The organism is Rathayibacter sp. VKM Ac-2801 (genome assembly GCF_009834245.1).
GTDB lineage: Bacteria > Actinomycetota > Actinomycetes > Actinomycetales > Microbacteriaceae > Rathayibacter.
Genome location: NZ_CP047183.1, coordinates 2,439,257 through 2,453,287, shown reverse-complemented (window position 1 = coordinate 2,453,287; position 14,031 = coordinate 2,439,257). Strand labels below are relative to the sequence as shown.

Here is a 14,031-nt window from a genome sequence, read left to right as displayed (position 1 = left end):
GTCGGGATGCGCGGCGACCGACGGCGACCCGGTGCGCAGGCCGTGCGGCTGTCGGAACGGCGCCGCGGACTGGCCCGATCGTGAGAAGAGCCGTTAACGGAGTGCGGCGGGCCGTCCACTCCTCCGAAGAGGGGGCCCGGCCCGCCGTCAAACCCCGAGTGAGGGTAACAACCCGAATATTACCCTCACTCGCCCCCAACACACCCGCCTGCTTACCCTGGTCGGCGAGTGATTGGCGGTGCCCCTTCCGAATGAGGAGCACCGTACGTCCACTAGTGTGCTCGCTCCGCCTGGAGGCGCATAGTCAGCACTTTAGGGGACTAATCGGGGGACAGATTTCACGTTCCACGTCGCGGATCGCTCGTTTCTCATCAGCTCCGCCCGAGAATCCACTCAGCCGGAGAAGGAGCGCCAGGCTCCGGGTGCGGGGCGGAGCGGCCTGCGGACCGCGGCGGCGCGGTCGCTCCAGCCCCCGCTGAGCTCCCGGGGAGTCTCCGGCTCGGCCTCGGTGCGCGAGGTCAGTGCGGTGACGACGGCCGTGACGGCGGCGATCTCGGCGGCGTCGAGGCCGGGGGTGGAGATGACGACGGCGGGGGCGGAGTCGGAGGCGGTCATCCCGTGACGCTATCGCATGCCGTTCACGGCGCGGGTCAGCGGGGCATGGCTATGCTGACGCCGGATGCCGCCGGAGCGTCGTCCGTCCGTTGCGAACAGGAGCGTCCCCGCATGCCGACGTGGTTCCCGAGGAGCGGCGCCGCGGCCCTGCGCCCCCTGCGTCTGCTGGTCCGGAGATCGCCGGCGGCCGTCTCGGTCGTCCTGGTCCTCCTGGCCGCGAGCGCGATCACGGGAACGCTCGTCGCTCCCGCCGGAGCGGAGACGACGGCCTGGTGGGCTGCGGGCGCGACGACGACCCTCGACGGCCGTCCGTGGACGGCGGTGACCGCCCTCCTGATCGCGGCGGACCCGCTGCAGCTGCTCCTGGACGTCGTGCTGGTGCTCCCGATGCTCCTCGCAGCGGAGCGCCGCCTCGGCTCGGCCCGCACCCTCCTCGCCTTCCTCGTGACCGGCGCCGTCGGGATCGTCGTCGGGTCCGCCGCGCAGTCGATCGGCGCTCTCGCCGGGGAGTGGTGGGCCGGCGACACCGTCGGCGACCACACCTTCGACCCGCTCATCGGCGCGGTCGGCGCCCTCATCGCCTCGACCGCCTTCATGGGCGCTCTGTGGCGCCGCCGGCTCCGGGTGACCGTCTTCGCCGTCGTGCTGATGTTCGTCCTCTACGCGGGCGACTCCGCCGACGCGTACCGGCTCCTCGCCGGCGGCGCGGGCCTCGTGCTCGGCGCGGTGCTCGCGCGAGGAGCGTCCGGGCTGCGTCCGCAGCGTCCGGCGCGGAGCTCGCACCGCGAGTCCCGGGGGCTGCTGGCGGCTGTCGTCGTCGTCACCGCGATCGGTCCGCTCGTCGCCGTCCTCTCGGACTCGGGCTACGGTCCGTTCTCGTTCCTCGGCCGACTGCTGCAGAGCGCCTTCACGGGGACGACGGACCTCGAGGACCCGTGCAGTCGCGCCCTCCGGCACTGCGCGCACCACGTGAAGCTGAGCCTGGTCGCCCCCGGGCCGATCCTGCTGACCTTCGTCCCGCTCCTCCTCCTGCTGGTCGCCGCCTACGGCCTGCGCTCCGGGCGCCGCCTGGGCCTGCTGCTGGCGGTCGGAGTGAACATCGCGATCGCGATCCTGGAGGTCTTCTCCCTCCAGCGCGCGGCCCGGCACCCCGAGTTCCAGTACTACGCCGAGTACCTGCTCTGGGTGGCGACGACGGTGCTGGTGCCGCTGGCCGTCGTGGCGATGCTCGTGATCGGGAGGAGGCACTTCCGCATCCGCGCGCCCCGCACCGCCGCGAGGCTCTGGACGCGGGTCGTCGCGATCGCCTTCGTCGTGTCCCTCGGCGGCTACCTGGCGCTCTCGGCCGGCGTGCGCACGAGCTTCGAGCCGCTCCTGGGCCTCGGGAGGCTCCTCCTGGACGGGCTGCTGCGCTTCGTCCCGGTGAGCTTCCTCGGCGGCGCCGGACTGCTCGCCGTGCCGCGGGAGCCCGTCGCGCGGATCGTCTTCGAGTGGGTCGGCCCGGTGTTCTGGCTCGTGGTCGTCGTGGCCGTGGTCGCCCTGCTCCGGGCCACCGACGTGCAGCGGAACCGCGGCGACGAGGCGCGGTACCGCGCGCTCCTCTCCCTGCACGGCGCCGGCAGCCTCGGCCACCAGGGGACCTGGGAGGGCAACGCGCACTGGATCTCGGCCGACGGGACCGGCGGAGTCGCCTACCGGGTGATCGGCGGCGTGGCGATCACCCTCTCCGACCCCGCCTGCGCTCCCGAGCGGCGGGAGGACGTCGTGGCCGAGTTCGTGCGGTTCTGCGACGAGCGCAGCTGGACGCCCGTGTTCTACAGCATCCACGACGAGCTGCTCCCCGTCTTCGACCGGCTCGGCTGGTCGCGCCTCTCGGTCGGCGAGGAGACGATCATCGAGCTCTCCTCCTTCGAGCTCACCGGCAAGCGGTGGCAGAAGGTGCGCTACCCGCTGACCCGCGGCATCAAGCTGGGCATCGAGGCGCAGTGGACCAGCTGGCCCGAGCTCTCCCTCGGCATGGCCAACCAGATCGTCGACCTGTCGGAGCGCTGGGTCGCCGAGAAGGCGCTGCCCGAGATGGGCTTCACCCTCGGCGGGATCGACGAGGTCCGCGATCCCGACGTCGCCCTCCTGCTCGCGGTCGGGCCAGACGGCGTGCTGCAGGGTGTGACGAGCTGGCTGCCCGTGCACCGGGAGGGCCGGGTGGTCGGCTGGACCCTCGACTTCATGCGCCGCTCCGACGACGCGATGCCCGGCATCATGGAGTTCCTCATCGCCTCCGCGGCGCTGCGCGTCAAGGAGGAGGGCGCCGAGTTCCTCTCGCTCTCGGGCGCGCCGCTCGCCACCGCGCCGGTCGAGGAGGGGGAGGAGCCTCCGGAGCCGACGGTCCTCTCGCGCCTGCTCGAGTTCCTCTCGCGGACGCTCGAGCCGGCCTACGGCTTCACGTCGCTGTTCCGCTTCAAGGCGAAGTTCCACCCGCGCTACGCGGGCCTCTGGATGACCTACCCCGACGCCCTGCAGCTGCCTCGGATCGGAGCCGCGCTGGGTCGCGCCTACCTCCCGGACCTCTCCGCCTCGCAGGCGCTGGCCTTCGCCCGCGCGGTCGGAGCGAAGCCGGAGGAGAAGCCGTCCGGGGCGCCCGCGGCGAAGCCGGATGCTCCGGCAGCGAAGGCAGACACTCCTGCGGCGAAGCCGGATGCTCCGGCCGTGAAGCCTGACGCTCCGGCCGTGCAGCCCGATGCTCCCGCGGAGTCCGCCGCCCGGCGGACCGGACCCGGCTCCTCCGACTGATCGCTGCCGCTCCTCCGGGACTCCACCCGTGAGACGGCGGGCACAGCGGATCGCCGCGGCGCGGACGGTCTCCCGTCTCCTGCCGCGGCGTCCGAGCGAGCCGGATCAGAGCGGGATGTTGCCGTGCTTCTTCGCGGGGAGGTTGGCGCGCTTGGTGCGCAGCGCCCGCAGCGCCTTGATGACGGAGACGCGGGTCGCCGAGGGCTCGATCACGCCGTCGAGCTCGCCGCGCTCGGCCGCGAGGAACGGGCTCGCGACGTTGTAGGTGTACTCGTTCGCCAGGCGCGTCCGGACGGCCGCGACGTCCTCGCCGGCCTCCTCCGCCTTGCGGATCTCGTTGCGGTAGAGGATGTTGACCGCGCCCTGGCCGCCCATGACGGCGATCTCGGCGGTCGGCCAGGCGAGGTTGATGTCGGCGCCCAGCTGCTTGGACCCCATCACGATGTACGCGCCGCCGTAGGCCTTGCGCAGGATGACCGTGACCAGCGGCACGGTCGCCTCGGCGTAGGCGTAGAGCAGCTTCGCGCCGCGGCGGATGACGCCGGTCCACTCCTGGTCGGTGCCGGGCAGGTATCCCGGGACGTCGACCAGGGTCAGGATCGGCAGCGAGAACGCGTCGCAGAAGCGGACGAAGCGGGACGCCTTCTCGCCCGCCTCGATGTTCAGCGTGCCCGCCATGGCGCTCGGCTGGTTCGCGATGATGCCCACGGAGCGGCCCTCGACGCGGCCGAAGCCGATCACGATGTTCGGCGCGAACAGCGGCTGCACCTCGAGGAAGTCGCCCTCGTCGACGATGTGCTCGATGACGGCGCGCATGTCGTACGGCTGGTTCGGGCTGTCGGGGATGACGGTGTCGAGGAAGCGGTCGGCGTCGGTCGTCTCGAGGTCGACCTCGGTCTCGAAGACGGGGACCGGCGACAGGTTGTTGTCCGGGAGGAAGGAGAGGAGCGTCCGCGCGTAGTCGAGCGCGTCGTTCTCGTCGCTCGCGAGGTAGTGCGAGACTCCCGAGATCTTGTTGTGGGTCAGCGCGCCGCCGAGCTCCTCCATGCCGACGTCCTCGCCGGTGACGGTCTTGATCACGTCGGGCCCGGTGACGAACATCTGGCTGGTCTTGTCGACCATGATCACGAAGTCGGTCAGGGCGGGGGAGTAGACCGCGCCGCCCGCGGCCGGGCCGCAGATGATCGAGATCTGGGGGATCACGCCGCTGGCCGCGGTGTTGCGGCGGAAGATCTCGCCGTACTTGCCGAGGGCGACCACGCCCTCCTGGATGCGCGCTCCGCCGGAGTCGAGGATGCCGATGATCGGGACGCCCGTCTTCAGGGCGAGGTCCATCACCTTGATGATCTTCTCGCCGGCCACCTCGCCGAGCGAGCCGCCGAAGATCGTGAAGTCCTGCGAGTACACGGCGACCTGACGGCCGTGGATGGTGCCGGTCCCGGTGACGACGGCGTCGCCGTAGGGGCGCTTCTTCTCCATGCCGAAGGCGTGGGTGCGGTGGCGGACGAACTCGTCCAGCTCGACGAACGAGCCCGGGTCGAGGAGGGTGTCGATCCGCTCGCGCGCGGTCATCTTGCCCTTGGCGTGCTGCTTCTCGATCGCCGCCTCGCCACTGGCCGTGACGGCCTCGTGGTAGCGGTTCCTGAGGTCCGCGATCTTCCCCGCGGTCGTGTACAGATCGGGCGCGGGACGTTCGGTGTTCGCGGTCACCCGCTCACCCTACCGGCGGGGCGGACGCCTCCTCTTGTCGCACTCGCACAGGGAGGGCCGCTCCCGACGGGAGGATTAGGACAAGGGCGGGTCGTCGCGAGCGGCGCTCGAAGCGGCCTCGCGGGCGCCGCCGCTACCGTGGCCGCATGCAGCTCCCGCTCTCCTCCGCCGTCTCCCCCCGCGTCCTCGCGCTCGAGTCGGCGGGGTCGACGAACGACGAGCTCCGCGAGCGGGCGGTCGCCGACCCCGCCGCGTGGCCGCACCTCTCCGTCGTCGCCACCGGCGACCAGCGCGCCGGGCGCGGCCGGCTGGGGCGCGTCTGGCAGGCGCCGCCGGGCCGGACGCTCGCAGCCTCGACGCTGGTCGATGCCTCCGCTCTCGGCACCGGGGCCTCCGGCTGGCTGCCCCTCGTGGCCGGCGCCGCGCTCGCCCGCGCCCTCTCGCCCCTGGTCGACGGGGACGTCTCCGTCAAGTGGCCCAACGACGTCCTGATCGACGGCCGGAAGGTCGCGGGGATCCTCGCCGAGCGCCTGCCGGACGGGCGGGTCGTCGTCGGCACCGGCGTGAACCTGCTGCTGACGGAGGCGGAGCTGCCGGTCCCGACGGCCACCTCCCTCGCCCTCGCCGGAGCGCGGACGACGAGCGCCGACGACGTGCTCGCCGCGTTCCTGACCGGGTTCCAGGCGCTGCTGGCTCCGCTGCTCGCGCAGGGCGACGCCGAGGCCTCCGGAACCGCCGCCGCCGTCCGCGCCTCGTGCGGCACTCTCGGCACGCGCGTCCGGCTGGAGCTGCCCGACGGCACGCAGGAGGAGGGGACCGCCACCGCTCTCGCCCCGGACGGCTCGCTGGTGCTCGAGCAGGGCGGCGCGCTGCGCTCGTTCCTGGCCGGCGACGTCACGCACCTGCGCTCCTGATGGCCAGGACCGACCCCGCCGACCGCGAGCTGGCACGGCTGACCCCGCGCGCTCGCCGGGCGGTCGCGCCGGTCGTCGGCCTGCTCCTGCTCACCTGGACGGGCTTCTACTTCGCCGCGCAGTTCGAGCTCGCCCTGCAGCGGTGGATCATCGGGCTCGGGACCGCCCTGCTGGTGCTGCTCCTCTGCGCTCCCGGGATCGCCGGCTGGGCGAGCGTGCGCTACCGCGTCACCGCCTCCGGCCTCAGCGCGCGCCGGGGCGTGGCGTCGGTCCGACGGGCCGAGGTTGTCTTCGACCGGCGGATGGAGGTCGCGGTCGAGCGCTCCTTCGGCCAGCGCCTCGCCCGGTGCGGCGACGTCCGGATCCTGCAGGCGGGCGCCGAGGTGTTCGTGCTGCGGGACCTGCCGGATCCGGAGCTCACGGCCGACCTGCTGCGGGAGGCGATCGGCTCGGCTCCCGCCCTCGAGCCGGAGTGGCCGCCGCCCGCGTGAGCCCGCCGGGGCCTCGGTAGCATGGAGCCGCCCCGCGCCAGCGGGCGGAGACGGAGGAGCGCCATGCGCGTCGGCGTGATCGGGGGCGGCCAGCTCGCCCGGATGATGATCCCCGCGGCGGTGGAGCTCGGCATCGAGATCGCCGTGCTCGCCGAGAGCGAGGGCGCCCCGGCGGCGCTCGCCGCGACACGGGTCGGCGACTACCGCGACGAGGCGACCGTGCTCGCCTTCGCCGAGACCGTCGACGTGGTCACGTTCGACCACGAGCACGTTCCCCAGTCGATTCTCCGCGAGCTCATCGCCCGCGGCGTCGCCGTGCACCCCGGCCCGGACGCCCTGCTGTTCGCGCAGGACAAGCTGATGATGCGGCGCCGCCTGACCGAGCTCGGCGTCCCCGTGCCCGAGTGGGCCGAGGTCTCCTCCGCGGAGGAGCTGGGGGAGTTCCTGGCCGAGCACGGCGGCAGCGGCGTGGTGAAGACCGCCCGCGGCGGCTACGACGGCAAGGGCGTGCGCGTGGTGCGCGGCGCCCACGAGGCGGACGACTGGTTCACCGCCCTCGCCGAGGACGGCCGGGGCGGATCGCTCCTGGTCGAGGAGCTGGTCGGCTTCCGCCGCGAGCTCGCGCAGCTCGTCGCCCGGCGCCCCTCCGGCGAGAGCATCCTCTGGCCGGTGGTGGAGTCGGTGCAGCGCGACGGCGTCTGCGCCGAGGTGATCGCGCCGGCGCCCGCGTCGGCCGGTCGGCTCGCGGCCGCGGCCGCCGAGATCGCGCAGACCATCGCCGACAGCCTCGGGGTCACCGGCGTCCTGGCCGTGGAGCTGTTCGAGACGACGGACGACCGGATCCTGGTCAACGAGCTGGCCATGCGTCCGCACAACAGCGGCCACTGGACGATGGACGGATCGACCACGTCGCAGTTCGAGCAGCACCTGCGCGCGGTCCTCGACCTGCCGCTCGGCGCGACGGGCTGCCGCGACCCGTGGACCGTGATGGTCAACGTGCTCGGCGGCCCGGTGGGGGAGTCGCTGACCGACCGCTACCCGCGGGTGCTCGCCGATCACCCGGGCGTGAAGGTGCACAACTACGGCAAGGAGCCGCGACCGGGCCGCAAGGTCGGGCACGTGAACGCCACCGGCGACGACCTCGACGTCGTGGTCTATGAGGCTCGCGCGGCGGCGGCCGTTCTCACGGACTGACCCGTACGATGGTCGCCGTGACGAGCCTGCCGACCTCCCCGACCCCCGCCGGAGCCCTCTCGTGAGCGCGGACGCGCTCGTGAACGGGCCCGCGCCGCTCGTCGGCGTCGTGATGGGCTCGGACTCGGACTGGTCGGTCATGCAGGCGGCGTCCACCGTCCTCGCCGAGTTCGGCGTGGCGCACGAGGTCCGGGTCGTGTCCGCGCACCGCACCCCGGAGGCGATGATCGCGTACGGCCGCGAGGCCCGCGGTCGCGGCCTGAAGGTCGTCATCGCCGGAGCGGGCGGAGCCGCCCACCTCCCCGGCATGCTCGCCGCCGTGACCTCGCTCCCCGTCGTCGGAGTGCCGGTCCCGCTCGCCCGCCTCGACGGGCTCGACTCCCTCCTCTCGATCGTGCAGATGCCGGCGGGCGTCCCCGTCGCCACCGTCTCCATCGGGGGAGCCCGGAACGCCGGACTGCTCGCGGTGAAGATCCTCGCGACGGCGGACGACGCCCTCTCCGCGGCGCTCGACGCCTTCGCCGCCGACCTCGAGGTGCAGGTGGCCGCCAAGAACGACGCCCTGGTGGCCGGCCTGTGACGGCCGTCGCCCTGCCGCTGCGGCACCCGGACGTCGCCTCCCGCGCCTTCATGACGCGGCGGGCGTGGTGGCTGCTGATCGTCAACCTCCTGGTGCCCGGGTCCGCTCAGGTCCTGGCGGGGAACCGTCGGCTCGGGCGCCTGGGGCTCGGCTTCACCCTCGGGCTCTGGGTCGCCCTGCTGGTCGCGGTGCTCCTCTACTTCGTCTTCCCGACCGGCCTCTACACGCTTGCGACCTTCGACCTCTCGATGCTCGCGCTCCAGGCCGCGCTCGTCGTCTACGGGGTGGTCTGGGCCGTGCTGACGCTCGACACCCTCCGCCTGATCCGCGTCGTCCGGGTGCGCCCGCGGATGCGCGGCGTGCTCGCGTTCGCGACGATCGCGCTGATGGCGGTCTCGGTCGGCACCACCGCCTACGGCACCTACCTGCTCGGCGTCACCCGCGGGACGCTGTCGTCGATCTTCGGCGGCGGAGCGATCGAGCAGCCGATCGACGGCCGCTACAACGTGATGCTCCTCGGCGGCGACGCGGGGGAGGACCGCGACGGCCTGCGCCCCGACAGCATCTCGGTGGTCAGCATCGACGCGTCGAGCGGCAAGGCCTCGATCATCGGCGTCTCGCGCGAGTTCGTCGACTTCCCGTTCCCCGAGACCAGCCCGATGCACGAGCTCTACCCCGACGGCTACGACACCGACAACTGCGCCGTCGACGTCTGCAAGCTCAACTCGGTCTACACCGAGGTCGAGCTGAAGCACCCGGAGCTCTACCCCGACGCCGTCGACCACGGCAGCGAGCCCGGCATCGAGGCGATGCGCGACGCGGTCGAGGGCATCCTCGATCTGAGGATCCAGTACTACGCGCTGATCGACATGGAGGGCTTCGCCCAGCTGATCGACGCGCTCGGCGGCATCGACATCGACTACGTGGCCGACGAGCCGCTGCCCCTGGGCGGGCTGCCCGACTCCGACGGCGTCATGCAGGGCGTCAACCAGTGGATCGATCCCGGCCACTGGCACTTCAACGGCGAGCAGGCCCTCGCCTACGCCCGCTCGCGCTACACCACGAGCGACTACGACCGGATGGCGCGCCAGCGGCAGGTGCAGGAGGCGCTGCTCGCCCAGTTCGAGCCGGGCAACGTCCTGGCCAAGTTCCAGGACGTCGCGTCCGCCGGTTCCCAGGTCATCAAGACGGACGTCCCGCAGGGGATGCTCGGCTACTTCGTGCAGCTGGGGCTCAAGACGAAGTCGCAGCCGGTGGATCCGATCGAGCTGGTCCCGCCGGCCGTCGACCCGGAGGACCCGGACTACGACGTCGTGCACTCGCTGGTGAGTGCCGGGCTGGCGGGCGACTCCGCGCAGTAGCCGGCCGGGCGCCGCACGCCTCAGAGGTCGGCGTGCAGCGCCCAGACGCGCTCGGCGGAGTCGCGCCAGCTGAAGGCGCGGGAGCGGTCGCGGCCGGCCACGGACATCCGCCTGCGCAGCCCGGTGTCGGCGAGCACGCTGCTCATGGCCAGGGCGAGGCGGTCCGGGTAGTCCTTCGCGTCGTCGCGCTCGACGGCGACGCCGGCGTCCGCGGCGACCTCCATCAGCGCGGGGTCGTCGGAGTGCACCACCGGCACGCCGAAGTGCATCGCCTCGAGCACGGGCAGCCCGAAGCCCTCGGCGATGCTCGGGTAGACGAAGAGCGTGGCGCGGGAGAGGACGACAGCGAGGTCGGCGTCGCTGAGGACTCCGAGCGCGCGCACGCGCGTCTCGTCGAGGCCCTGCTCGTCGGCGACGGAGGCCACGTCGAGGTCTCCCCAGCCGGTCGGGCCGACCAGGAGCAGCGGGATCGCCGGCGCGGACGCTCCTCCGAAGGCCGCGATCAGCGAGACCAGGCCCTTCCGCGGCTCCAGCGTGCCGACGCTCAGCACGTACTCCGGGGGGAGGCCCATCGCTGCGGCGCGCTCGTCGGCGTCCTCCGGGACGACCAGGCCGGAGCCGACGGCTCCGCCGATCACGCGCAGCCGATCGCCGAAGTCCATCAGCTGGGAGAGCTGGTGCGCGACCGCGTGGGTGGGGACGACGACGGCGTCCGCGTGCTTGCGGGCGCGCTTGGCCATCGCGCGGTGCCACTTCGCGCCGTGCGGGGTGAGGGTCTCGGGATGCGTCCACGGCACCGTGTCATGGATCGTGACGGCGATCTGCTCGCCCTCGCTCCCGTCGTGGCTGCGCAGCGGGGCGAAGAGGCTCGGGGCGTGCATCATGCCGCCGCCGGCCGGGATGGCGATCCCGTACTGCCAGGCGCGCGAGAGCTCGCGGCGCCCGAGCGGCAGCCGGTGGATGCGCGCGAGGCCGGGCAGGCGCAGGCGCAGCTCCTCCTCCTTCTCGGGCGGGTGGGCGGAGACGACCGCCTCCACCTCGCAGTCGCGCGGAGCCGTGGAGATCAGCTCGCGGGTGAGCTCCTCGGTGTAGCGGCCGATGCCGCCGGGCACACGGGCGAGCATCTGGTCGACGACGACGCGCAGAGTGGTGGTCACGGGGTCACCGCCTCGAGGGGCGCGGCGGCGAGGGCGTCCTGCCAGGAGCGCATCGGCGGCAGGCCCGCCCTGCTCCAGCCGTCGTGGCCGAGGACCGAGTAGGCGGGACGCGGGGCGGGGCGGACGAACGAGCCGCTGTCGGTCGGACGCAGGCGCTCGGGATCCAGGCCCGCCTTGGCGAAGACGGCACGGGCGAAGCCGAGCCAGGTCGTCTCGCCGGAGCCGGTGCCGTGGTAGACGCCGGCCGGGGCTTCCGCGTCGACCAGCTCGATCAGGCGCGCGGCGAGGTCGGCGGTCCACGTGGGCTGGCCGTGCTGGTCGTCGACCACGGTCAGCGTCTCGTGCGCGGCCGCCAGTCGCACCATCGTCTTCGCGAAGTTGCCGCCGTGCTCGCCGTAGAGCCAGGCCGTGCGGACGACGTACCCGCGCTCCGGGTTGGCCTCGAGCACCAGGCGCTCTCCCTCGGCCTTCGTGCGGCCGTAGGCCGAGATCGGGTTCCGGGGGTGGTCCTCGGAGTAGGGGCTCGTCGCGGAGCCGTCGAAGACGTAGTCCGTGGAGACCTGCACGAGGGCTGCTCCCGTCTCGGCGGTGGCGAGGGCGAGGTTGTGCGCTCCGACGGCGTTGACGCGGTGCGCCTCCTCCTCGTCGGACTCGGCGTCGTCGACGCGGGTGTACGCGGCGCAGTTCACCACGGCGTCGTGGCCCGCGACGGCGGCGCGCACCGCGTCGAGGTCGGTCACGTCGAGGTCCGAGCGGCCGAGGGCGGTGCTGGGGCGGGAGCCGAGGGCCGCGCGCAGGTCGGTGCCGAGCATGCCGGAGGCGCCCGTGATGAGGAAGGTCACCTCCTCATCATGCCCGAGCGGTCCTCCGGTCGACGGTCGGCGCACCGGCCCGGCGCCGGGTGGCGCGGAGGCGTCGCCGGCGCGTGACACGCCGTCGTTACACTGGCGACCGTGCAGATCCGAGAGCTCGACATCCCCGACGTCTACGAAGTGACTCCGCGCCAGTTCCCCGACGACCGCGGGGTCTTCTACGAGTTCTACCGCTTCGACCGGCTGGCCGAGAAGGTCGGGCACCCGCTCTCGCTCCGGCAGGGCAACACCTCCGTCTCGCGCCGCGGGACCGTCCGCGGCATCCACTTCGCGCAGATCCCGCCGTCGCAGGCCAAGTACGTCTCGTGCTTCTCCGGCGCGGTCCTCGACTACGTGATCGACGTGCGCGTCGGGTCGCCGACCTTCGGGCGCTGGGAGTCGATCCTGCTCGACGACGTCGACCGACGCTCCGTCTACATCGCCGAGGGCATCGCGCACGCCTTCGTGGCGCTCACCGAGGGCGCCGTGGTCTCCTACCTCGTCAACGCCACCTTCGACCCGGTGCGGGAGAAGGGGATCGACCCGCTCGACGAGCAGATCGGCCTGCGCTTCCCCGAGGAGGCGGGCGAGCTGCTCCTCTCGCCGAAGGACACCGACGCGCCGACGCTGGCCGAGGCCGAGGCGCAGGGCCTGCTGCCGACCTGGGACGAGGCGCGGGCCTTCTACGCGGAGCTCGACTCCGCGTCCTGACCGCCGATCCGGTGGAAGGGCCGCCCGGCTCCGGCCCGGTGGTCCGCCCGGGCGGAGCGGGTCAGGTCTTCGAGCGCAGGCGCATCAGCGCGACCCGGGCTCCCAGCCCGGCGCGCACCGCCGCGCGGATCGGCGCCTGGTACCAGGCCCCGTACTTCTGCGCGAGGTAGAGGTAGGCGCTGCGGTGGTGGACCGCGAGCATCCGCGCCGAGGCGAGGCGGGTGGAGTGCCCGCCGAGGTGCGAGACGACCGCATCGGCGAGGTAGACGTTGGTCCACCCGCGCTGGCCGAGCGAGTCGCCCAGCTGGACGTCCTCGAAGTACATGAAGTAGCGGTCGTCGAAGCCGCCGATCTCCTCGAAGGCCGTGCGGCGCACCATCACGCAGGCGCCGGAGAGCCAGCCGGCCTCCATCCGGCCGTGACGGAGGGTCTCGACCGCGCGCGAGCGCCGGTACGTCGCCGACCACGGGTTGCCGGGCCAGACGTGGGCGAGGACGGCGTGCCCGATGCCCGTGCCGAGCGAGGGGAGGGCGCGGGCGGAGGGGTAGATCGTCCCGTCGGAGTCGAGGATGCGCGGCCCGATCGAGCCGATCCGATCGTCCGCCGTCGCGGCGGCGTAGAGCGCGTCGATCGAGCCGGGGAGGAAGACCGTGTCCGGGTTGGTGACCAGGATCCACTCGATCTCGGGCCCGAGGCGGTCGACCGCGTAGTTCACGGCCCGGCCGTAGCCGAGGTTCTGCCCGGTCTCGTGGAACTCGACCTGCGGCAGGCGCTCGACGACGCTGCGGACGGAGTCGTCCGTTGTCAGGTTGTCGACAACCACGATGCGCACGTCGTGCTCCGTCGCCTCCGGCACCGACTCGAGGCACGCGCGGAGGACCTCACCCGAGAAGTGGGTGACGACGACCACCGCGATGGGCAACGTCGAGCGGGCGATGGGAGCCTCCGGGTGGTGCGGCGTCGACGGGAGGAGTGCCCCGTCGGAAGAACTCGACGAGGCTAGCACGCGGCTCGAGCGGTGCCCGGGAGCCGGCCGCCGTCAGCGGACGATGTCGACGGGCTCGGTGCTGACGGCCACGGCGGCGGGGGAGACCGTCTCGATCGCGGGCAGCGCGTCGTGCGCCGGACGGCGGAAGACGACGAACTTGTACATGCAGAAGTTCCACACCAGGCCCACGAGGACGGCGACGGCCTTCGCGATGTTGATCGCGAGGAAGGCGTTCTCGCCGGAGCTGGGGAGGAAGAGCAGCGAGTTGCCGAAGCGGGTGTCGAAGAAGACCTCGAAGCCGTAGATGATCGCCGACTGCAGGACCAGCGAGCTGAACCCGGTGACGAGGAAGAACTTGGCGAACGTGGCGACCGAGACCCTGCCCGGGTGGCGGAAGACGAAGAAGTGGTTCAGCGCGTACGAGATCGTGATCCCGACCAGGACGGAGAAGACGTTGGCGACGAGGGTCGGCAGGCCGAGCAGGAGCACGAGCGTGTTGAGGATGAGGAAGTCGATCGCCGTGTTGGTGCAGCCCGCGATGAGGAAGCGGACCTTCTGCGATTCGAGGAGTCTCTTCATCTGCGGTGCTCTTTCCCGTCCCCCTCTGGCGTCGATGCCCGACCGTCGGGCTCCGACGGGCGTCCATCGGGGCAGGCGAACAAGGGGTGA

General features: G+C 72.7%; 13 protein-coding genes. 7 read left to right on the top strand and 6 right to left on the bottom strand.

Translation table 11 applies throughout. The features are described 5' to 3' along the window. Positions 1-393: 393 nt before the first annotated feature. Positions 394-615, bottom strand: a complete 222-nt coding sequence (locus tag GSU45_RS11270) for an acyl-CoA carboxylase subunit epsilon (RefSeq protein WP_159915023.1) — start codon at positions 613-615, stop codon at positions 394-396. A gap of 111 nt (positions 616-726) precedes the next feature. On the opposite strand from GSU45_RS11270, the gene GSU45_RS11265 reads away from it, so the two are divergent. Further along, positions 727-3,405 carry a DUF2156 domain-containing protein gene (locus GSU45_RS11265; protein ID WP_159915021.1) on the top strand — a complete coding sequence of 893 codons (2,679 nt, stop codon included), beginning with the start codon at positions 727-729 and terminating at the stop codon, positions 3,403-3,405. 105 nt (positions 3,406-3,510) lie between these two features. Here GSU45_RS11265 and GSU45_RS11260 read toward each other — a convergent pair whose 3' ends face one another. Next, a complete protein-coding gene (locus GSU45_RS11260; RefSeq protein ID WP_104223164.1) occupies positions 3,511-5,115 on the bottom strand; it encodes an acyl-CoA carboxylase subunit beta in 1,605 nt (534 codons plus the stop codon). 146 nt (positions 5,116-5,261) lie between these two features. Between GSU45_RS11260 and GSU45_RS11255 the strand changes: the two genes are divergently transcribed. From GSU45_RS11255 to GSU45_RS11235, 5 genes are all read left to right on the top strand, one after another. Next, complete coding sequence (locus GSU45_RS11255) at positions 5,262-6,029, top strand: biotin--[acetyl-CoA-carboxylase] ligase (protein ID WP_159915019.1); 768 nt, start codon at positions 5,262-5,264, stop codon at positions 6,027-6,029. Continuing rightward, the gene (locus tag GSU45_RS11250; protein WP_159915017.1) at positions 6,029-6,520 is read left to right on the top strand and encodes a PH domain-containing protein; all 492 of its coding nucleotides are present in this window, start codon (positions 6,029-6,031) and stop codon (positions 6,518-6,520) included. Before GSU45_RS11255 ends, GSU45_RS11250 begins: the two co-directional genes overlap by 1 nt. Positions 6,521-6,583: 63 nt before the next feature. Further along, on the top strand, positions 6,584-7,714 hold the full coding sequence (locus GSU45_RS11245; RefSeq protein ID WP_159915015.1) for a 5-(carboxyamino)imidazole ribonucleotide synthase: 1,131 nt from the start codon (positions 6,584-6,586) through the stop codon (positions 7,712-7,714). 112 nt (positions 7,715-7,826) lie between these two features. Further along, complete coding sequence (gene purE, locus GSU45_RS11240; protein WP_104225651.1) at positions 7,827-8,294, top strand: 5-(carboxyamino)imidazole ribonucleotide mutase; 468 nt, start codon at positions 7,827-7,829, stop codon at positions 8,292-8,294. Then, a complete protein-coding gene (locus tag GSU45_RS11235; RefSeq protein WP_244248103.1) occupies positions 8,291-9,655 on the top strand; it encodes an LCP family protein in 1,365 nt (454 codons plus the stop codon). The genes purE and GSU45_RS11235 overlap by 4 nt, the downstream gene beginning before the upstream one ends. Before the next feature lie 20 nt (positions 9,656-9,675). Here GSU45_RS11235 and GSU45_RS11230 read toward each other — a convergent pair whose 3' ends face one another. Further along, the gene (locus GSU45_RS11230) at positions 9,676-10,812 is read right to left on the bottom strand and encodes a glycosyltransferase family 1 protein (protein ID WP_244248102.1); all 1,137 of its coding nucleotides are present in this window, start codon (positions 10,810-10,812) and stop codon (positions 9,676-9,678) included. Next, on the bottom strand, positions 10,809-11,654 hold the full coding sequence (rfbD, locus tag GSU45_RS11225) for a dTDP-4-dehydrorhamnose reductase (protein ID WP_159915013.1): 846 nt from the start codon (positions 11,652-11,654) through the stop codon (positions 10,809-10,811). The genes GSU45_RS11230 and rfbD overlap by 4 nt, the downstream gene beginning before the upstream one ends. A 111-nt stretch (positions 11,655-11,765) precedes the next feature. Here rfbD and GSU45_RS11220 point away from each other — a divergent pair, with 111 nt between their 5' ends. Continuing rightward, positions 11,766-12,374: a dTDP-4-dehydrorhamnose 3,5-epimerase family protein gene (locus GSU45_RS11220; protein ID WP_104275328.1), complete on the top strand. Its 609-nt coding sequence runs from the start codon at positions 11,766-11,768 to the stop codon at positions 12,372-12,374. A 61-nt stretch (positions 12,375-12,435) separates the two neighbouring features. On the opposite strand, the gene GSU45_RS11215 is transcribed toward GSU45_RS11220, so the two are convergent. Together GSU45_RS11215 and GSU45_RS11210 are read right to left on the bottom strand one after the other, a co-directional pair. Continuing rightward, a complete protein-coding gene (locus GSU45_RS11215; RefSeq protein WP_244248101.1) occupies positions 12,436-13,296 on the bottom strand; it encodes a glycosyltransferase family 2 protein in 861 nt (286 codons plus the stop codon). A gap of 117 nt (positions 13,297-13,413) precedes the next feature. Then, positions 13,414-13,941, bottom strand: coding sequence for a GtrA family protein (locus tag GSU45_RS11210; protein WP_104223158.1), 528 nt, complete (start codon positions 13,939-13,941; stop codon positions 13,414-13,416). Between the last annotated feature and the right edge of the window lie 90 nt (positions 13,942-14,031).